20 protein-coding genes are annotated in these 20,390 nt (G+C 41.6%); 14 read left to right on the forward strand and 6 right to left on the reverse strand.

What is annotated here, in order from left to right; all coding sequences use genetic code 11:
- From QUE46_RS07930 to QUE46_RS07945, 4 genes are read right to left on the reverse strand one after another with little or no spacing between them, the layout of a single operon-like run.
- Positions 1-771, reverse strand: coding sequence for an enoyl-CoA hydratase/isomerase family protein (locus tag QUE46_RS07930; protein WP_286247483.1), 771 nt, complete (start codon positions 769-771; stop codon positions 1-3).
- A gap of 13 nt (positions 772-784) precedes the next feature.
- Positions 785-2,392: a carboxyl transferase domain-containing protein gene (locus tag QUE46_RS07935; protein ID WP_286247485.1), complete on the reverse strand. Its 1,608-nt coding sequence runs from the start codon at positions 2,390-2,392 to the stop codon at positions 785-787.
- 10 nt (positions 2,393-2,402) lie between these two features.
- Positions 2,403-3,578 (reverse strand): isovaleryl-CoA dehydrogenase, encoded by a 1,176-nt coding sequence (locus tag QUE46_RS07940; RefSeq protein WP_286247486.1) that lies wholly within the window; start codon positions 3,576-3,578, stop codon positions 2,403-2,405.
- Between the two features lie 54 nt (positions 3,579-3,632).
- The gene (locus QUE46_RS07945) at positions 3,633-4,067 is read right to left on the reverse strand and encodes a MerR family DNA-binding transcriptional regulator (RefSeq protein WP_286247488.1); all 435 of its coding nucleotides are present in this window, start codon (positions 4,065-4,067) and stop codon (positions 3,633-3,635) included.
- A 330-nt stretch (positions 4,068-4,397) separates the two neighbouring features.
- Between QUE46_RS07945 and QUE46_RS07950 the strand changes: the two genes are divergently transcribed.
- From QUE46_RS07950 to QUE46_RS07980, 7 genes are all read left to right on the forward strand, one after another.
- The gene (locus tag QUE46_RS07950) at positions 4,398-5,579 is read left to right on the forward strand and encodes an acetyl-CoA C-acyltransferase (RefSeq protein WP_286247490.1); all 1,182 of its coding nucleotides are present in this window, start codon (positions 4,398-4,400) and stop codon (positions 5,577-5,579) included.
- A 102-nt stretch (positions 5,580-5,681) separates the two neighbouring features.
- A complete protein-coding gene (locus tag QUE46_RS07955) occupies positions 5,682-7,172 on the forward strand; it encodes a CoA-acylating methylmalonate-semialdehyde dehydrogenase (RefSeq protein ID WP_286247492.1) in 1,491 nt (496 codons plus the stop codon).
- Positions 7,173-7,313: 141 nt separating this feature from the next.
- Entirely contained in the window at positions 7,314-8,471 is a 1,158-nt protein-coding gene (locus tag QUE46_RS07960; RefSeq protein ID WP_286247494.1) for an acyl-CoA dehydrogenase family protein, read from the forward strand.
- A 10-nt stretch (positions 8,472-8,481) separates the two neighbouring features.
- A complete protein-coding gene (locus QUE46_RS07965; RefSeq protein ID WP_286247496.1) occupies positions 8,482-9,267 on the forward strand; it encodes an enoyl-CoA hydratase in 786 nt (261 codons plus the stop codon).
- Entirely contained in the window at positions 9,267-10,418 is a 1,152-nt protein-coding gene (locus QUE46_RS07970) for an enoyl-CoA hydratase/isomerase family protein (protein ID WP_286247498.1), read from the forward strand. Before QUE46_RS07965 ends, QUE46_RS07970 begins: the two co-directional genes overlap by 1 nt.
- 10 nt (positions 10,419-10,428) lie before the next feature.
- Positions 10,429-11,328: a 3-hydroxyisobutyrate dehydrogenase gene (gene mmsB, locus QUE46_RS07975; protein ID WP_286247500.1), complete on the forward strand. Its 900-nt coding sequence runs from the start codon at positions 10,429-10,431 to the stop codon at positions 11,326-11,328.
- 9 nt (positions 11,329-11,337) lie between these two features.
- Positions 11,338-12,108 (forward strand): SDR family oxidoreductase, encoded by a 771-nt coding sequence (locus QUE46_RS07980; RefSeq protein WP_286247502.1) that lies wholly within the window; start codon positions 11,338-11,340, stop codon positions 12,106-12,108.
- A gap of 252 nt (positions 12,109-12,360) precedes the next feature.
- Here QUE46_RS07980 and QUE46_RS07985 read toward each other — a convergent pair whose 3' ends face one another.
- On the reverse strand, positions 12,361-13,329 hold the full coding sequence (locus QUE46_RS07985) for an integron integrase (RefSeq protein ID WP_286247505.1): 969 nt from the start codon (positions 13,327-13,329) through the stop codon (positions 12,361-12,363).
- Between the two features lie 234 nt (positions 13,330-13,563).
- Between QUE46_RS07985 and QUE46_RS07990 the strand changes: the two genes are divergently transcribed.
- The 4 genes from QUE46_RS07990 to QUE46_RS08005 all read left to right on the forward strand — a co-directional run bounded on the left by QUE46_RS07990 (position 13,564) and on the right by QUE46_RS08005 (position 16,091).
- Positions 13,564-13,920, forward strand: coding sequence for a hypothetical protein (locus QUE46_RS07990; RefSeq protein WP_286244627.1), 357 nt, complete (start codon positions 13,564-13,566; stop codon positions 13,918-13,920).
- Positions 13,921-14,049: 129 nt separating this feature from the next.
- The gene (locus QUE46_RS07995) at positions 14,050-14,406 is read left to right on the forward strand and encodes a hypothetical protein (protein WP_286244627.1); all 357 of its coding nucleotides are present in this window, start codon (positions 14,050-14,052) and stop codon (positions 14,404-14,406) included.
- Between the two features lie 157 nt (positions 14,407-14,563).
- Positions 14,564-15,514, forward strand: a complete 951-nt coding sequence (locus QUE46_RS08000) for a hypothetical protein (RefSeq protein WP_286247507.1) — start codon at positions 14,564-14,566, stop codon at positions 15,512-15,514.
- Between the two features lie 124 nt (positions 15,515-15,638).
- On the forward strand, positions 15,639-16,091 hold the full coding sequence (locus QUE46_RS08005) for a hypothetical protein (RefSeq protein WP_286247509.1): 453 nt from the start codon (positions 15,639-15,641) through the stop codon (positions 16,089-16,091).
- 421 nt (positions 16,092-16,512) lie between these two features.
- On the opposite strand, the gene QUE46_RS08010 is transcribed toward QUE46_RS08005, so the two are convergent.
- The gene (locus QUE46_RS08010) at positions 16,513-17,667 is read right to left on the reverse strand and encodes an IS110 family transposase (protein WP_286247511.1); all 1,155 of its coding nucleotides are present in this window, start codon (positions 17,665-17,667) and stop codon (positions 16,513-16,515) included.
- A gap of 130 nt (positions 17,668-17,797) precedes the next feature.
- Between QUE46_RS08010 and QUE46_RS08015 the strand changes: the two genes are divergently transcribed.
- The 3 genes from QUE46_RS08015 to QUE46_RS08025 all read left to right on the forward strand — a co-directional run bounded on the left by QUE46_RS08015 (position 17,798) and on the right by QUE46_RS08025 (position 20,307).
- Entirely contained in the window at positions 17,798-18,358 is a 561-nt protein-coding gene (locus QUE46_RS08015; protein WP_082422704.1) for a GNAT family N-acetyltransferase, read from the forward strand.
- A 102-nt stretch (positions 18,359-18,460) separates the two neighbouring features.
- On the forward strand, positions 18,461-18,919 hold the full coding sequence (locus QUE46_RS08020) for a hypothetical protein (RefSeq protein WP_286247518.1): 459 nt from the start codon (positions 18,461-18,463) through the stop codon (positions 18,917-18,919).
- Positions 18,920-19,530: 611 nt separating this feature from the next.
- A complete protein-coding gene (locus QUE46_RS08025; RefSeq protein WP_286247520.1) occupies positions 19,531-20,307 on the forward strand; it encodes a hypothetical protein in 777 nt (258 codons plus the stop codon).
- Positions 20,308-20,390 lie beyond the last annotated feature (83 nt).

Consider the following 20,390-nt stretch of genomic DNA (forward strand, 5'->3'; position numbering starts at 1 on the left):
CTACAGTTGCCAAGCGGGTGGGCGTTTATCAAAAAAGGCACTTAGCCCTTCTTGGCCTTCATTTGATACACGAATTTTTGCAATACGTTCGGCCGTGAGCTCAATAAGTTCATCGTTAATTGGCTTATTTGCTACATCGTTTATTAATGATTTAGCGGCTTTTACAGCGACAGGGCCGTTATCGATTAATGTTTGCAGCATGTTATCAAGCGCACAATCTAAATTACCGGTGACCTGATGAACCAAACCAATTTGTTTTGCTGTGTGGGCATCAAACACCTCGGCGGTTAAAAAGTAGCGACGCGCAGCGCGCTCACCAATGGCTTTAATTACATAGGGGCTAATTACCGCAGGGATAAGTCCTAATTTCACTTCACTTAAGCAAAACTGGGCGTCATCTTTACTTAGGGCAATATCGCAACAAGCAATTAAGCCCAGAGCGCCGCCAAACGCAGCGCCTTGTACAGCACATATAGTTGGGTGAGGAGAGGTCGCTAACACCTGCATTAATTTAGCGAGTTGCATGGAGTCGGCAAGGTTATCGGCGTAATTGTTATCAGCCATTGATTTCATCCAGGCTAAATCGGCACCGGCAGAAAAATGCTTTCCTTCGGTTTTTAAAACCAAAGCGCGAATGTCGAGCGTATTTGCATGCTCTATGCACTGAATAAGCTCGTGGATTACTTCACTATTAAATGCGTTACGTTTTTCAACTCGGCTTAAAACAAGTACAGCCACATTAGATTTTGTTATTTGTAGTGTTACTGACATTTTTGCACTCCGGTTACATTCTAAATACGCCAAATTTAGAGTCTTGCTGTGGTGCATTTTTAGCTGCACTCAAGGCAAGGCCTAATACGTTACGGGTATCGGCAGGGTCAATAATGCCGTCATCCCACAAGCGCGCGCTTGCGTAATACGGATGGCCTTGCTCTTCGTATTGATCAATAATTGGCTTTTTAAAATCGTTAACTTCTTGCTCGCTCATGCTATGGCCTTTACGGGCTAAGCCATCTTGCTTAACTTGTGCCATTACACCGGCGGCTTGCTCTCCACCCATTACAGAAATACGGGCATTCGGCCACATCCACATCATGGTTGGTTCAAATGCGCGGCCACACATACCATAGTTACCCGCGCCGTAAGAGCCCCCAATTAGCACCGTAAATTTAGGCACATCGGCACACGACACTGCCATCACCATTTTTGCGCCGTGCTTTGCTATGCCTTCAGCTTCGTATTTTTTACCCACCATAAAGCCGGTAATATTTTGTAAAAACACTAAAGGAATATTGCGCTGTGCACATAGTTGAATAAAGTGTGCGCCTTTTTGCGCCGACTCACTAAATAAAATGCCGTTATTTGCCACTATGCCAACAGGGTTACCGTAAATACTGGCAAAACCGGTTACCAACGTTTCACCAAAGTAACGTTTAAATTCATCAAACGATGAGTCATCAACTGTGCGGGTAATAACTTCACGCACATCAAATGGTTTTTTAAGGTCGGTGCCTACAATGCCATAAAGCTCGTTTATATCGTAACGTGGCGGTTTAACATCTTCTAAAAGAGGGGTTGTAGGTCGCGTATAATTTATACGCTCAATACATTGGCGCGCAATAGACAGCGCATGCTCGTCATTTTCAGCAAAGTGATCGGCAACCCCTGATGTTTTACAATGCACATCGGCGCCGCCTAATTCTTCGGCGCTTACTATTTCACCTGTGGCTGCTTTTACAAGCGGCGGGCCGGCTAAAAATATAGTGCCTTGCTCTTTTACTATTATGCTTTCATCGGCCATAGCGGGTACGTAGGCGCCACCAGCGGTACATAACCCCATTACCACAGCAATTTGAGGAATACCTTTACCCGACATACGGGCTTGGTTATAAAAAATACGCCCAAAATGCAATTTATCAGGGAATACATCGTCTTGCTCGGGCAGGTTAGCACCGCCCGAATCAACTAAATAAATACACGGTAAGTGGCAGCGCTCGGCTATGTCTTGTGCGCGTAAATGCTTTTTAACGGTAAGTGGAAAGTACGTACCGCCTTTTACTGTGGCATCGTTTGCGATGATCATGCACTCAACGCCTTTAACACGGCCAATACCGGCAACTACACCCGCACAAGCAATTTCTTGTTCGTACACACCAAAGGCAGCAAATTGTGAAATTTCTAAAAATGGCGAGCCTTCATCTAGTAAAGTACTAATACGGTCGCGTACAAATAATTTACCACGACCTTCGTGACGCTGTTTTAACGCAGTGCCGCCACCTAAGCTGATGGTGGCCACTTTGCTTTGTAAATCATCAACTAAAGCGGCCATGTTTTTGTGATTTTGAACAAAAGTAGGATCGTGAGGATTAACGCTCGATTTTAATATCGTCATAATTTAATCCTTAACGGCTTTCGGTAAATAGTTCGCGGCCGATAAGCATGCGGCGAATTTCGGATGTGCCAGCACCAATTTCGTATAATTTGGCATCACGTAGTAAGCGCCCTGTGGCGTATTCATTTATGTAGCCGTTCCCACCTAAAATTTGAATGGCATCTAGCGCCATTTTAGTGGCAAGCTCAGCGGCATATAAAATGGCGCCAGCAGCATCTTTACGGGTGGTTTCGCCGCGGTCGCAGGCTTTAGCTACGGTATAAACGTATGAGCGAGCAGCGTTCATTTGCGTATACATGTCGGCCACTTTGCCTTGAATTAACTGAAATTGACCAATAGGGGTATCAAACTGTTTACGCTCATGAATATATGGCACCACTATATCCATACAGGCTTGCATAATGCCAAGCGGGCCTGCAGCAAGTACCACACGCTCGTAATCAAGGCCGCTCATTAGAACCTTCACGCCTTCGTTTAGCTTACCTAAAATGTTCTCTTCGGGTACTTCGCAGTTTTCAAACACCAGTTCACACGTGTTTGATCCACGCATACCAAGTTTGTCTAGCTTTTGCGCAGTAGAGAATCCTGGGAAGTCTTTTTCCACAATAAATGCGGTAATGCCTTTAGCGCCGGCTTCTAAATCTGTTTTTGCATAAATAACAAATGTGTTTGCATCGGGGCCGTTGGTGATCCACATTTTATTGCCATTTAAAATGTATTTATCGCCTTTTTTTTCGGCTTTTAGTTTCATCGATACCACGTCAGAGCCTGCGTTTGGCTCACTCATAGCAAGGGCACCAATATGTTCGCCGCTAATAAGTTTTGGTAGGTATTTTTCTTTTTGTGCTTGATTACCGTTACGGTTAATTTGATTTACACACAAGTTTGAATGCGCACCATAGCTTAAACCAATTGATGCACTCGCACGGCTAATTTCTTCCATTGCAATTACATGTTCTAAGTAACCTAAGCCTGCACCGCCAAAGTCTTCAGAAACGGTCATGCCTAATACACCCATTTCGCCCATTTGCGGCCAAAGCTGATTAGGAAACGCATTATCAATATCAGTTTGCTCAGCCAGTGGCGCAATTTCTTGGCTTGCAAAGCTATTTACATGGTCGCGGATCATATCGGCGGTTTCGCCTAGGCCAAAGTTCATCTCTTTATAAAGTGAAATAGTGCTCATGATTCATTCCTGTGTGAGTGTGTGTTGTCAGTGTGTTTTTATTATTAAAATAGGCTACTCGTCTATTTTATTAAGTGTGTCTCTGCAGCGGCGCTCCGCTGTCACTAATTCCATAAGCACAACTTTTATGTCGTCCATTTGCTGAGAAAGGTCGGCTTTTTTCTCTGCTATTAAATCGAGCATAGTTACCAGCTGTTTAGCGCTTGATTTATCGGCGTCGTACAGTTCAAACAAACGGCCTGTTTCAGCCAACGTAAAGCCTAAGCGTTTGCCACGCAGTATTAGTTTTAAGCGAACTTTGTCGCGTTTTGAATAAATACGGGTTTGGCCATTGCGCTCTGGGCTGACTAAACCTTGGTCTTCGTAAAAACGAATAGAGCGGGTGGTAATATCAAACTCTTTAGCTAAATCGCTAATGCTAAAGGTTTGATCGCTGCTGCTAGGCGCTTTTGCAGAACTTGCAAAGTTTGTTTGGTTATCTGGTTTCATAGTTGTGTTTACCTCATTCGAATAACTCCAATATAAGTGAAGTTTACGTAAAGGTAAAGCTTGGTGTGGTATGAAACTATTTATAAAGGAGTGTTGGTGTAGAATATTAAATTATATTTTTAATATTCAATGGTTTATTTTTGATATTTGTTCACATTGCCGTTACTGGAAAATAATGCTTACACTTTTAAAACTAAAAATTAAACGTTTTTTAGTTGACGTTAGCGTAAACGTTAGTATTGTGTAAGGGTGTTAAACAATAAATGAATACTAAATTAATAGAGCAAATATTCTAACAACTATTTGCATATAAATACAACGGAGTTAATTATGGCTTTAGAATCAGTGGTAATTGTAGCAGCAAAGCGTACGCCAATGGGCGGTTTTATGGGCGCATTGACCGATGCACAATCTACCGAGCTTGGCGCTACCGCCATTGCAAGTGCACTGGCACAAACTGGTTTAGCAAATGATGCAATAGATGAAGTAATAATGGGCTGTGTATTGCCAGCGGGCCTTGGCCAAGCGCCAGCTCGCCAAGCAATGTTAAAAGCAGGCCTTGCTCTGGGCACGGGTGCTACCACCATTAATAAAGTATGTGGCTCTGGGTTAAAAGCCGCCATGCTAGCAAACGATTTAATTAAAGCGGGCTCAATTAGTAGTGCAATTGCTGGCGGGATGGAAAGCATGAGTAACGCACCGTATTTTATACCTAAAGCGCGTGGCGGTATGCGTATGGGCCACGGCGAAATTAAAGATCATATGATGAGCGACGGCCTAGAAGATGCTTACGATAACAAAGCAATGGGCTGTTTTGCGCAAGACACCGCCGATGAATATGGCATTGGCCGTGAGCAAATGGATGCGTTTGCACTGGGTTCGTTAAGCAAAGCCAATGCGGCAATCGAAAACGGCAGTTTTGAAAACGAAATTGCACCGCACACTATAAAAACCCGTAAGGGCGATGTAACCGTATCGGTTGACGAACAACCGGGTAATGCACGCCCTGAAAAAATACCAAGCCTTCGTGCTGCCTTTAAAAAAGACGGCACTATTACTGCGGCAAATTCATCGTCAATTTCTGATGGTGGCGCAGCGCTAATATTAATGAGCGAATCAAAAGCAAAAGCGCAAGGCTTAACACCGCTTTGTAAAATTGTAGCGCACAGTACTCACTCTCAAAAACCAAGCGAATTTACAGTAGCACCCGTGGGCGCAATGAACAGCGTGCTTGAAAAAGCAGGTTGGACTACTGCTGATGTTGATCTTTGGGAAATTAACGAAGCCTTTGCCATGGTTACCATGCTTGCTATTAACGAATTAAAGCTTGATGAGAGCAAAGTAAATGTAAATGGCGGTGCGTGCGCACTTGGCCATCCAATTGGTGCCAGCGGCGCGCGAATTTTAGTTACGCTTATTCATGCCCTTAAAAACCGTGGTCTTAAAAAAGGCATTGCGTCTTTATGTATTGGTGGCGGCGAAGCCGTAGCCATGGCTGTAGAGGCTTACTAACAAAGCAGTTAATTAACTAACAGCAACTAAAATGCACCGTACTAATACTAATAACAAAACGGTGCCATTTTTAAAAGAACACACTAACAACAGGATTTACCCATGCACCAAGTTCCACTACTTATAAATGGCGAATTTGTTCAATCGGCTTCAAACGAGCTTATTGATGTAATTAACCCCGCAAACCAAGAAGTACTTGCACAAGTTCCATGTACTACCGACTCAGAAATGGATGCAGCCATTGCCTCGGCCTCAGAAACATTCAAAACGTGGAAAGATGTGCCTATTACCGAACGTGCCCGCATTATGATGAAATACGCCGCGCTATTAAAAGAGCACCACGATGAGCTTGCAACCATTATTTGCCACGAACTAGGTAAAACATTCGAAGATGCAAAAGGCGATGTATGGCGCGGTATTGAAGTAGTAGAGCAAGCAGCTAACGCACCGTCATTAATGATGGGCGAAACAATGGAAAACGTTGCCCGTAAAATCGATACCTATTCTTACATGCAGCCCCTTGGCGTATGTGCGGGCATTACGCCGTTTAACTTTCCGGCGATGATCCCACTTTGGATGTTTCCGCTGGCTATTGTATGTGGTAACACCTTTATTTTAAAACCGTCTGAACAAGACCCACTCACACCAATGCGCTTAGCTGAACTATTTATTGAAGCCGGCGCACCAAAAGGCGTATTACAAGTGGTTCATGGTACAAAACCGCAAGTAGACCGCTTATTAGAAGACAAAGCCGTACGTGCAATTTCGTTTGTGGGTTCGTGTGGCGTAGGTGCTTATATTTATTCTAAAGGCACACAAAACCTTAAGCGCGTGCAAGCGTGTGTGGGTGCTAAAAACCACATGGTTATTATGCCAGATGCGAGTAAGTCACATGTTGTAAATAACCTTGTTGGCGCCTCAGTAGGTGCTGCAGGGCAGCGCTGTATGGGTATTTCGGTTGCTGTGTTTGTAGGCCAAGCAAGCGAGTGGGTTGATGAAATAAAAGCAGGCTTTGAAAACGTACGTCCAGGCGTATGGGATGACAAAGACGCAGCCTACGGCCCACAAACATCAAAAGCCGCAAAAGCGCGTATTTTATCGCTTATAGCAAGCGGTAAAGAGCAAGGCGCCACCTGCTTAATTGATGGCTCAAACTATACAGTAGAGGGCTACGAGCAAGGTAACTGGGTTGGCCCAACGCTATTTACCGATGTGACAAAAGAAATGGATTTATACAAAGAAGAAATTTTTGGTCCTGTGCTTGCCTGTATGTTTGTAGATACGCTTGAGGAAGCAATTGCCCTTATTAACGAAAGCCCATACGGAAACGGTACATCACTATTTACCTCAAGCGGCGCTGCGGCTCGTAAATTCCAACACGAAATAGAAGTAGGCCAAGTGGGTATTAATGTGCCTATTCCGGTGCCGCTGCCGTTTTTCTCGTTTACTGGTTGGAAAGGCTCGTTTTATGGCGATACTCACACCTACGGTAAGCAAGGTATACGTTTTTACACAGAAACTAAAACCATTACCTCACGTTGGTTTGAAGACGACATCGCTTCAGGGCCAAACATGAGCATTAATTTAAAATAAACACACTCAAAAATAATAATAAAGAAGGGCGCAAAGGCTAAACTCGCTGACAAGCAAATAGAACACACACATCAGCCTTTGCCGCTCTTCACACCTATCCCAATAGGGCACACTAACAACACACAATTAAAGAGGTCTAACATGGACTTTAACTTATCAGAAGATCAACACGCCTTTGCAGAAACTGCACGCCAATTTGCCGAATCAGAACTTGCTCCACATGCAGCAAAGTGGGATCGCGAGCATATTTTTCCTAAAGATACGATTAAAGCCGCAGGCGAGCTTGGTTTTTGTGGTTTATACACGCCAGAGGAAGCCGGCGGCCTTGGGTTATCACGCTTAGATTCAAGCATTATATTTGAGCAGCTTGCTATGGGCTGTACTGCTACAACGGCCATGTTAACTATTCATAATATGGCTACGTGGATGGTAGCAAGTTTTGGTACCGACGCAGTTAAAGACAAATACGTAGAGCAATTAGTAATGGGCGAGCTACTTGCCTCTTATTGTTTAACAGAGCCTGGCTCGGGCTCAGATGCGGCATCACTAAAAACAAAAGCCGTACTTGAGGGTGATGAATACGTTATTAACGGCTCAAAAATGTTTATATCGGGCGCGGGCGAAACCGAAGTATTAGTAGTAATGGCACGCACAGGCGGCGAAGGTGCAGCGGGTATTTCGGCATTTGTAGTACCGGCCGACGCACAAGGCGTTGAGTACGGTAAAGCAGAAGAAAAAATGGGTTGGAACGCACAACCAACACGCTTAATTAGTTTTGAAAATGTGCGTATACCTGCGCACAACTTATTAGGTAAAGAAGGTGAAGGCTTTAAATTTGCAATGCAAGGCCTAGATGGCGGGCGAATTAATATTGCAACGTGCTCAATTGGTACAGCACAAGCCGCACTAAACACCGCAAAAGAGTACTTAAAAGAGCGCACGCAGTTTGGTAAGCCACTGGCTGCGTTTCAGGCTTTACAGTTTAAAATTGCAGATATGAATACCGAACTTGTCGCTGCGCGCCAAATGGTAAGGCTTGCGGCCTTTAAACTTGATACCGGCGATAGTGAAAAAACTACCTACTGTGCCATGGCTAAACGCTTTGCGACCGATGTTGGTTTTACCGTGTGTAACGATGCACTGCAAATTCATGGTGGTTACGGTTACATAAAAGAATACCCGCTTGAGCGCCATGTACGTGATGTGCGTGTTCATCAAATTTTAGAAGGCACAAACGAAATTATGCGCGTAATTATAGCGCGCCGTATTTTAGCAGAATCTGCAAGCGACGTTTTATAAGGAGCAAGTTATGTCACAATCAAAGCCGTGTATTGAATTAACAACCGAAGGCCATGTTGCAATTTTAACTATGTCTAACCCGCCAGCTAATACCTGGACAAAAGACACCTTAATAGATTTAAAAAACAAAGTTAACGAGCTTAATAACAACAAAAATATTTATGCCTTAGTACTTACCGGCGAAGGCGAAAAGTTTTTTAGCGCCGGTGCCGATTTAAACGTATTTGCCAGTGGCGATAAAGGCGTTGCTGCTGATATGTCGCGTGTATTTGGTGAAGCATTTGAAGCATTGACTAATTTTACCGGGGTGTCGGTTGCAGCCATTAATGGTTATGCCATGGGCGGCGGATTAGAAGTGGCCCTTGCGTGTGATATTCGTATAGCAGAAGAGCAAGCACAAATGGCACTGCCAGAGGCAAAAGTGGGTTTATTACCATGCGCGGGCGGTACACAAAATTTAGCATGGCTTGTAGGTGAAGGATGGGCAAAACGCATGATTTTATGCGGCGAGCGCTTAAAAGCCGATAAAGCCCTGCAAATTGGCTTAGTAGAAGAAGTAGTACCACAAGGTGAGAGTTTTGCAGCGGCGTTAAAACTTGCCAACCAAGTAAGCGAACAAAGCCCAAGCTCTGTTTCTGCGTGTAAAACGCTTATACAAAAAGGCCGCCATCAACCTATGGCCAGTGTATTACCACTTGAGCGTGAATTGTTTGTTGGTTTGTTTGATACACAAGATCAACAAGAGGGCGTTAATGCCTTTTTAGAAAAACGCCGTGCTAATTGGGTAAACGGCTAATGAGTAATTTAACATTATTAAATAATGCCGACGACCCCGTGCTATTTGAAACGGCAACCGCAGCAAACGGCAGCTTAATTGGGGTTATTACACTCAATGCGCCAAAAGCATTAAACGCCCTTAATTTTGACATGATCAAATTACTAGAGCCGCAGCTGCGCGCTTGGCAAGACGATGATGCAATCGCAATGGTGTTGTTAAAAGGCACAGGCGATAAAGCGTTTTGCGCTGGTGGTGATGTAGTAAGCCTGCATAATGCAATGGCGCAAGGTAAAACCACAAGCCTAGTTGAAGAGTTTTTTACCCTTGAGTACAAACTTGATTACCTTATTCATACCTTTGATAAACCAATTCTAGTCTGGGGTAGCGGCATAGTAATGGGTGGCGGTTTAGGCTTAATGGCTGGTGCTAGCCACCGCGTAGTAACCGAAACATCGCGCATTGCCATGCCAGAGCAAACCATAGGCTTATACCCAGATGTAGGCGGCAGTTATTTTTTACATAAAATGCCACACAGTGTAGGGCTATTTTTAGGGCTAACGTCGGCGTCTATTAATTGTGAAGATGCACGCTTTGTATCGCTTGCCGATCACTTTATCGACAGCACTAAATATGATGACATGCTAGCGCAAATTTTAGCTGCTAAGTGGGGCAAAACTGCAAGCTTAAATCATGAGCGTTTAACTAAATTATTAACCGATTTAGACAACCAATCTGCGCGTATGCCAAAAGGTAATATTAAAGCTAACTTAGCAACCATTCAAAAATTAGCTGACCTTAATACACTACAAGAACAGGTTGATTATATTTTAGGCCTAACTACTGACGATAAATGGCTGCAACGTGCTCAAAAGTCACTTAAGCATGGTTGCCCACTAAGTTGCGTACTGGTTAGTGAGCAATTAAAGGCCAGTAAAGGCAAAAGCTTATTAGCGTGTTTTAAAATGGAGCTGGGTATGTCGATACGCGCTGGCGAAGTAGGAGAGTTTCAAGAAGGCGTAAGGGCGCTATTAATAGATAAAGACGGCGCGCCTAATTGGCAGTACAAAACACTGAGCGATGTACCACAAGTCGTAATAGAGAGCTTTTTTGCTAACCGGTTTGGCGAAAACCACCCACTCAATGGCTTACACACGCCATCACACACATAAAGGAAAGACGATGACTAAACTCAATATTGGTTTTATCGGCTTAGGTAATATGGGCGGCCCAATGGCGGCTAACTTAATTAAAGCCGGCCACAGTGTTACGGCATTCGATTTAAACCAGTCGGTCTTAAATGAACTTGCAAGCAAAGGTGCACACGCAGCTGAAAATGCAAAAGCATGTGCAAGCAATGCCGATATACTCATTAGTATGTTACCAGCAGGCAAGCATGTTAAATCGCTTTACTTAGGTAATAACGACGATAGCGGCCTAATTAATGTGCTGAGCAAAAACACCCTAATTATTGATTGCTCAACAATAGATGCAGAGTCGGCCCGAGTGGTTGGCAGCGCACTTGGCGAGCAGGGTATTAGCTTTGTAGATGCACCGGTATCGGGCGGCGTTGCAGGCGCAGCGGCTGGCACGCTTACGTTTATAGTAGGTGGTAGTAAAGCTGCGTTTAATACCGCACAGCCAATACTCAGTGATATGGGTAAAAACATATTCCATGCAGGCGACATTGGCGCAGGGCAAGTTGCAAAAATATGTAACAACATGCTGTTAAGTATTTTAATGGCAGGCACCAGCGAAGCCCTGCAAATGGGTATTAATAACGGGCTAGATGCAAAAGTACTTAGCGACATTATGACTGCAAGCTCTGGCCGTAACTGGACGCTTGAACTTTACAACCCATGCCCAGGGGTGATGGATACTGCTCCTGCAAGTAAAGATTACAAACCAGGCTTTATGGTTGATTTAATGGCTAAAGATTTAGGCCTTGCCATGGAAGCCGCGCAGCAAAGTAATTCATCAACCCCAATGGGGTCAATGGCTAAAAATTTATACACTATGCTGCAGCACCAAGGTGCAGGCAGTGATGATTTTAGTGCCATTTTTAAACTGTTTTCTAAGTAGGAGCAAGGCGTGGAAATTAAAAATAACACGGTAGTAATAACCGGTGGCGCACAAGGCTTAGGTTTTGCAATGGCGCAAAAATTTGCCCTTATGGGCGCTAACATTGCACTTATAGATATGGCGCAAGAGTTATTAAACACAGCATGCGAGCAACTAACACAGCTTGACGGTGTATCTGGCACTATTAAAGGTTACGCTGCAAACGTAACCGTAGAGAGCGAAGTAGAAAACGTATTTAATACCATTAATAGCGATTTAGGCCACATTGGTGTGCTTATAAATAACGCCGGTATTTTACGCGACGGCATGTTTATAAAAGCTAAAGACGGCAAAGTGGTAAAAAAAATGTCCCTTGAGCAATTTCAATCAGTGATTGATGTAAACCTTACTGGCGTATTTTTAGCAGGGCGAGAAGCTGCAAGCCACATGATTGAATCAGGCAAAGGCGGCGTAATCGTTAATATGTCGAGCGTAGCGCGCGCAGGTAACATAGGCCAAACAAACTACGCAGCATCAAAAGCTGGCGTAGTAGCACTTACCACCACATGGGCTAAAGAGCTCGGCCGTTTTGGAATACGCGTAGGGGCTATTGCACCAGGCGTAATAAGCACCGCGATGACCGACGTCATGAAACCCGAAGCCAAACAGCGTATGCTGGCAGTCACACCCGTAGGGCGCTTAGGTGAAAGCGACGAAATTGCCCATACTGCACAATACATAATCGAAAACGACTTTTTTACCGGTCGCGTGGTTGAAATAGACGGCGGTATTCGTTTGTAATTTGTCAGCTCTCATTTAATTATTCGAAGCACAGCTCAAACGAGTTGTGCTTTTTTGTTTTCAATAGGGGAGGTTTATAATCTTGAAAAAGGGCTAATAACCCCGTTGGCACCTTGTTGTAGTACATGGGTAGGATACCCGCTGAATTAAAACGTTGACCATTTTAGCGCTCTAAATAACTCATTAACTGCGTTAAAAACTTCTCATGTAGAAAAACTATATAACTAACTTTTTGCCTTGTTACTGAGCTATTTATAATCTTGAAAAAGGGCTAACAACCCCGTTAGCACCTTGTTGTAAAACATGCGTATAAATCTGTGTAGTACGTACATCACTGTGACCTAACTGTGTTTGTACTGTACGTATATCAGCGCCGCTTTGCAGCAAGTGCGTAGCAAATGAGTGGCGCAAAGTATGTGGGGTAACGTGTTTATTAATTTCAGCTTTTGTTGAAGACAGTTTAACTGCCTTTCTTACCCCTGAACGATCTAAGTGATGGCGTCTTATTTCTCCTGTTTCAGGGTCTGTACTTAATTTATGTGATGGGAACAGAAACTGCCATTGTAATGACTTATTAGCACTTGGGTATTTTTTACTAAGTCGATGAGGCATCCATACACCGGCGTAAGCATCATTTTTTAAATCTAACTGTAAATATTCATCAACTTGAATTATTTGATTTCTTAGCATTGGTATTAATTCTTCAGCAAGTGTCACAATACGATTTTTATTACCCTTACCGTTCCATATGCGTATATTTTTATATTCGAAATCAATATCTTGAACTCTTATTTTTACTGCTTCCATCAGCCGTAAACCACTTCCATATAGCAGGCTTGCTATCAAATAATGTCGCTTATGTATATTTCTAAAAAGTAGCGATACCTCAGTTTGTGTAAGTACGACAGGAAGCTTCTGTTGGCGGTTACTTTTGATGAAATTTAAATCTAATGAAAGTTCATTCTTGATAATATGTTTATATAAAAAAGCAAGTGCATTTAAAGCGGTTGCTTGTGTTCTCGCTGCCACTTTTTTTGTAACTGTTAAGTGATTTAAAAATACTTCTACTTCATTATTGCCCATACTGGTAGGGTGTCGCTTATTATGAAAATGGATATAGGCAGTAATCCAAAAGACATAAGTTTCAATAGATTTTTTAGCATAATGATGGCTATACATATAGTCGATAATACTATTAAGGAAAGGGGATTTAGTTTTCATTTCAAATCCTATTTAGCTGTATTTATATACAGTATTGATATTTTTCCTCCTAAGTCAAGAAAGGAGGACGTTTTCCTCTTTTCTTCATTTTAATAAAAGAACAGCCTGACTTAAAGTTTAAAGCTGGCAATGTGTTACAGGATTTGTTATTAATATTAAAAATAATTAAGAGGACATACATTACTCATTAAAAGAGGAAAGTGTCCTCTGATAAAGTTGTTAGGTGCTACCTCGATGGATAACTTTCCAGAATTGCATGACTTAATTGGTTTCTTCGAAGTGGAACCGGTGATCGAAGACAGAGACGTACCTTGGTTCTATAGCAAGTTGGTTTTCAGAACTATACGCGAGCACAATAAGATCTACTTCGCTATTGAGCCGGGTCACGGAAAAGTTGTCTTTATCTGGGAAAGCTCAAATGAGCTAATCGCATCGTTAAATCTTGAAAATGTAACAGCGTTGCTATTATTCACAGAAAGTGGCACAGAGAAGCTTTTGGCAAAATTTGCTCCTTCTACAAATCAATTAGATTTTGAGCTTCAATTAAAGCCTACTATTCATATCAAATGGGGAAATGAGCGTGCAATGTAACGCACCTAACAATCGCATAAACTCGCTCGCAAGCTTGCTGGGACAAAAACACGTAGGCTCCCTTCGCTTCGCTCAGTATTATAGCCTACGTATTTTTGCCCGTTATGCGGGCCGTTAGGTGCTACCTCGATGGATAACTTTCCAGAATTGCATGACTTAATTGGTTTCTTCGAAGTGGAACCGGTGATCGAAGACAGAGACGTACCTTGGTTCTATAGCAAGTTGGTTTTCAGAACTATACGCGAGCACAATAAGATCTACTTCGCTATTGAGCCGGGTCACGGAAAAGTTGTCTTTATCTGGGAAAGCTCAAATGAGCTAATCGCATCGTTAAATCTTGAAAATGTAACAGCGTTGCTATTATTCACAGAAAGTGGCACAGAGAAGCTTTTGGCAAAATTTGCTCCTTCTACAAATCAATTAGATTTTGAGCTTCAATTAAAGCCTACTATTCATATCAAATGGGGAAATGAGCGTGCAATGTAACGCACCTAACAATCGCATAAACTCGCTCGCAAGCTTGCTGGGACAAAAACACGTAGGCTCCCTTCGCTTCGCTCAGTATTATAGCCTACGTATTTTTGCCCGTTATGCGGGCCGTTATAGCCTAGAAGCAATCTGCCCATCTACAAGGAGATAGGACTTGTCCGAAAAACCGAACTATTTTGTAAGAATTTTAATTGTTGGCTTCGTTGTTGCGTTGGTATCGATGGTTTTCGTAAGCTTTTCTTTCGCAGATACCAAGTATCAAATAACTGCCGGAATTATTACAGTAGTTGGATTTATAGTGATACTTATATTGTCAGAGTCATTTAATAATTTGAGTCTTGGCAAAATACTTTCCTTGAGCAGAGAAGTTCAAAAAAAGGAAGATGAAAAGGTACAGGTAAAAACTGAAAACAAGGAATTGAGACAAGAACTATTTAAAATAGTATCCAACATTCAACAGTCTCAAGTGAACAACACATACAACGCGCCTTCAGATGAATGGTTAAAGTTGCTTGGTGTAGTGAAAGCACAAGAACCTGAGAAAGAAGAAGATCAGGAAGAGCAAAAAGAAGTGCAGCGTGCGATGTCATATATGGCTGAAAGAGAGAAGTCTAGAGAGGAATCTCGACAACGTATGAAACAGCGAAGAACTGCTGAGTACGTAGGTATTAGTAAATATGCTGCAAACCTTTCTATACCAGATACAGAAATTATTACAGGAGCAGAGTTTTCACAAGCATTCGACGAAATTGACCCAATAATGAACCGAAGAATTGTTTTTGATGGTTATATTAAAGGTGAACACCAAGAGAGATTTATTGATGTGCGTCCTAAGAATCTAGTGTCACCAATGTATTACGATCGTCTTTACGTAATGCTTAACAAAATACACCTTTACCGAAAAGCTAAAGGCATTTCAGCAGAGCTAGTTTTAATAATCCTAGATATAGAGGGTGAAAGTGAGGATAGACCATGGAGGTCAGAACGATTCTATGAATATTTTCAATCTGCCATATCTAATAAACTACTTAAAATCGAGAGCATCAAAATAAGTGCTAAAGACATTGAGAGCTTCGATTCTAATGACCAGCAAAGTTTGCTATAACAAGCGCATGTTGTCGGACTGGTTTTACGCTGCGCTCCAAACCAGCCGCAAATGCGGGCGTTAGCATTACTTTTAATCTTGGTGCTAAAACTGAACTTTAAGTTAACAATCTAAGGATGGAAACATGAAAAAAATTGTATTATCACTTCTTTGTATCTTTTGTTGTTTACCTGCAATTGCTGTTACTCAGCAAGAATTAAGTGAAAATAAGAAACTTATTTCATCTGCCAAATCACTAATAGCAATAGATCAATTTAATGGCGCTTCAATTTGTGGTTTTACTAGCCATTATTTAGGCGACTCTAATTCTGGTGAACGACATAGTGAGAATGCATTTAATATAGGGTTAAAAAACGGGTTCACTTACCCTGAAGTTATGACCGCTATGGCTTTTTCAATGGAAGTATATAAAGCAAGATTAAATGCTTATATTGATGGTTTAGTTGCTGGATTTAAGCAAAACTCACCAGATGGAAATTATAGTCCTGAATTTCGTAAAGTTGCTAAAAACAAATTACTCAAGCACTGGCGTGAGTCTAATAATTGCAACAGTGCAAAAAGCAGCTCAAAATACTAAAGTGTAGTACCTGTAATGCTAACAAGGCATTCAAACGGACAAAAAACAGTTGGTTGTTTTCACTCCGTTCAATATTTTAACCAACAATTTTTTGCCGCTTAATGTGGCGTTGGTATGACTCCCACTGTCAAGTTAAACGCACTGGTCCCTGCCTAACTTTTTTAAGCCATAATTACTTTAGCTCGAATTAGAGCGAGTTAATACATAGGATGAAGCAAGTAATGTCGTCGGTTATCTTGCTGATATTCGTTGGTTATTACTATCTCTAGTAACAGAGCAGACCTTACTTATTTCGTCGTGGCACCTGTCTTCAGTCTATGTTCGTGGTTCAATGAAGCGTTAACTGCATTGCCATCCTAACGCCGTCGGTGGTTGTGCCACACCCGATGCTTGATCCCATGCATTAACTCTAATTCGTTTATCATGCAGGTACTCTTGCCAATCTAAGTTTTGTATTTACTGGCGTTAGCACCACTTCTTTTGCAATTGCCCATATGTATGCAATCATTTCTCGAGCAATGGCGGTGACAACCAGGTTGTAATGTTTCCCTTTGGCTATCATTTTTTTATAGCGCTTGCAGAGCCTAAGTTGTGCTTTCCACGCAATATCAATAATGTCCTTTGGTAAACCTTCTTGTCGTTTTTGCATATCTGTTGATATATTGGCCGCATACCGATAAGTGTGTGCGCCTTCAACGAGAAGGCGCCTCGCTCGGCCGTTTCCGCATTTTGTGATGGCGCCAATATGGCGTTTGCCACCACTCGAGTGCTCACTAGGTACAAGACCAAGATAACTCATTAATTTGCGGGGGTGGTCGAAGCGCGATAAATCGCCAAGCTCAGCAACAACGCCGGTGGCGACTAACAAACGAACACCACGCATAGCTTGTATTGCTTTTACTACAGGATAATAGCGCCATTGATGGACGTGATGTGTTAGCTCATTGTCTAGCCGCTCAAGTCGGCTTATTCGTTCATTAATTGTGTGTAAAAACTCTTGTAAGACGATGTGCTGCGCGGGATGTGGCAACACAAGCTCAGTGAGCCAACGTAAATGTTTTTGTGACCAATTTGCGGTGCCTTTATAATTAATATTATTGCGAAGCAGCAACGCTTTTAACTGATATTTAGCATCTTTTAAATCCTTCATGGCTACTTCGCGTGCACGAGATAAATCGCGTACAGCTTCATCTTCAGGCTCGGGGACATAAATAGGTGTTAAATCTTCAGATTTGAGTAATTTAGCAAGCTTAAGGGCATCACGTTTATCGGTTTTAATCTTCTCACCTGGCTTTTTAGGAATAAGAGAGGGTGCAACCACATAACAGCAATGGCCAAGGCTGGTAATTAATCGGTAAATCCAATAACCACAAGGGCCTGCTTCATAGACAAAGTGTAGCGTTGCGCCAGGGTATTTGGATTCAAACTGACGAACAAGCTTTTGAACGGCCACTTTGGAAGAAGAAATTCGGCCAAGATGAACGGGTTGCGCGCCTCTATGTTCTTCAATATAGGCGACTTCATTGAATTCTTTATGTGTATCAAGTCCGATAAAAAGTATGCTATGTTTGTTCATGTTAGCCTCTGCTATTTAGTTATTTGACAAACTAATTATGGCTCTGGCTTTGAATTAAGCTAACCCACGAAAAGCGGAGGCTAACACCGTGTGGGAGTCATTATGTCTATAAGGTCATCCTAGTTTGCATATGAATTCAAATAAAATTTTAACTACTGAACGATTGATCTTAAGACAATGGAAAAGCGAAGATCATGCCCCTTTTGCCGAACTAAATTCATGTAAGGAAGTTATGGAGTATTTTCCAAACACATTGAATGAAGTTGAAAGTACAAATTTAGCTTTAAAGCTTGCGCAGCTTATATCTGAGCGAGGTTGGGGGCTTTGGGCTGTAGAAGAGAAAAAAACAAGTAAATTTATTGGTTTTGTTGGTTTACATAATTCACCTGCAGAACTTGAGGTAAGTCCTGCAACCGAAATTGGTTGGCGTTTATCAAAACAATTTTGGGGTAAAGGTTATGCTACTGAAGCTGCAGAAAAAGTATTAGAGTTTGCGTTTAATGATTTAAATATTGAGAGTGTTATTTCATTTACTGCTGTTGTGAATAAACCTTCACAGAAAGTTATGTGCCGTTTAAAAATGACTAATACTGAGCAAAACTTTAAACATCCATTAGTTAGTAATACTCAATTAAAAGAACACGTCCTATATAAAATAACAAAGGACGAGTGGGTAGCTACAACCTTATAACAAGGCCTTTAAACGGAACAAAAACAGTTGGCTTTGTTTCGTGCCTCAACAAGTGTAGCCAACTTTTTTTGTCCGCTTAAGGCGGCGTTGGTAAGTGAAACGATGAATTATATTCCACGTGAAAAAGCAAAGGAGCTAATTGGAGAGTTTGGGTTTTCTAAATTTTTTATCGATGTAATAGATGGAAAACTTGATTCTCCCTTAAGCATTTATTTTGGGTGTCCAACTCTTTATTTCCTTAATGATGAAGAGCAGAAAGCATATAACCTAGGCGATATATTACCCCTTTGGGAAGATGCTGGTGGCTACATGCAGTATGCATATGACATCGATAAGAAAGATTACTTTTGCTTTGATATTGAGGATGGTGATGCATCAAGCCGATATACATGGGACGAGTTAATTAAGTCTGTTATAGATACTCTAATAGAGCATGAATATGATGATCATGAAAATCTAGAAGAAACAATTTCCGCAGTAAAGTTGTTGTTAGCAGATTTAAAAATAGAAAACTTTGATAAATTGTCGGCAGATATCAAAAATGAATGGAAAAACTCATAACAAGGGCGTGCAATCTGACCTCCGGCCACTGTCACCTTTTGTGCAAAAAAAACGCACAAAAGGCGCCAGTAGCCTCCGGCAGTTGACGCCGGCGTTATATTACAAAGGGAGTTGTGGTGAAGTTTCTAGTTTTTTTTACATTCAGTTTTTTGTCATACACAACTCAAGCTTGTATGTTTCCACCTAAAGGGTTAATTGAGGAGCATAATAATCAATTTGATTTACTTGTTTTATCTTCTCTCCTAATCGCGGTTATTTCTCTACTAATAAGGTTATCCCATCAAAAATCTAGATTGTGGGTGCCTGTGATATTAGTTTTAGGGTTTGGCTATTTTCCATTTATTCTCTTTAACCTTGATAGTTATGGGATGATCGGCCCAAGTGGTGCTTGTGGTCGTCCGGGGATGGTTCTAATTGGTCAAATATGTCTAGGTGGCTACTTATTAATTTTGTCCTACGAACTATTTAAGTACTTAAAATATCGGCGTAAATTGTAATATAACAAGCTAATTAACAGGACAAATTACAGTTGGTTTTTGCTCCTGCGTCGCCTATTATAACCAACTGCAATTTGCCCATTATTAGGGCGTTATGAGCCATAGGATAGCCTCGTGAATTTCTTCAAAAGATGGATAATAAAGTCACTTCTCAAGAAGCCAGCCCCAGATAGAATTCCTAGATCTGGAGATAAGGCTGGCAGTGTTGATTGCAATGTTGTCTATATAAGAGCTAAAGACGAATCTTGGACTATTTTATGTAATGAAATTAACTCGAAAGGAGTTACTGGTAAATATTGGCTTAATAAAAAAGATTATGGCGAACTTTCGATTCCTTGGACTTGGTTAATTGATTATGAGTTAGATATAACGCACTTTTACGGTACATATGACTTGCGTTACTCTTCAGTTTTACAGTATTTTTTTGAAGGTATATTACCTTGGGATAAATTAAAAATTGTTCTTGGCAAAGTTCAACAGTTTTTATTTAATCGTAAAGAGTTGGTGCGCTCTGAAAGGATAGAGACGCTTAAATTAATTCTTGAAGAAACAATTGAGAATAGGGACTTTACCGTAAGTTCAGTTTCTCTGTCAGGTCTTTTATATACACAAAAGTGGGTCTTTCACCCTGACAAATCTCGCCAACTTGCGTACAACGATTTACTTCTAAAGTCACTTGCTGAGAGTGGGGAGTTAACTTCTGTTCAATACGACTTCAAATTGTCACCTAAAGCTCTGGTAACTATATCTGAATATGAAGAGGATCAAAAAAGGCACAGAGATAATTTGGCACAATCAAGCGCTACAAAGTGGCTAACTTTTGCATTAATTATTGTAGGGCTTGTGCAAGCAGGTGTTACTTATTATGGTGTGTATAAAAATGGCTCATAACAAGCTGTTTAAAAAGGACAAAATACAGTTGGCTGTTTTCGTTCCTCAACATTTTAGCCAACTAAATTTTGCCCATTAACAGG

Source organism: Pseudoalteromonas sp. MM1 (genome assembly GCF_030296835.1).
Classification (GTDB): Bacteria; Pseudomonadota; Gammaproteobacteria; order Enterobacterales; family Alteromonadaceae; genus Pseudoalteromonas.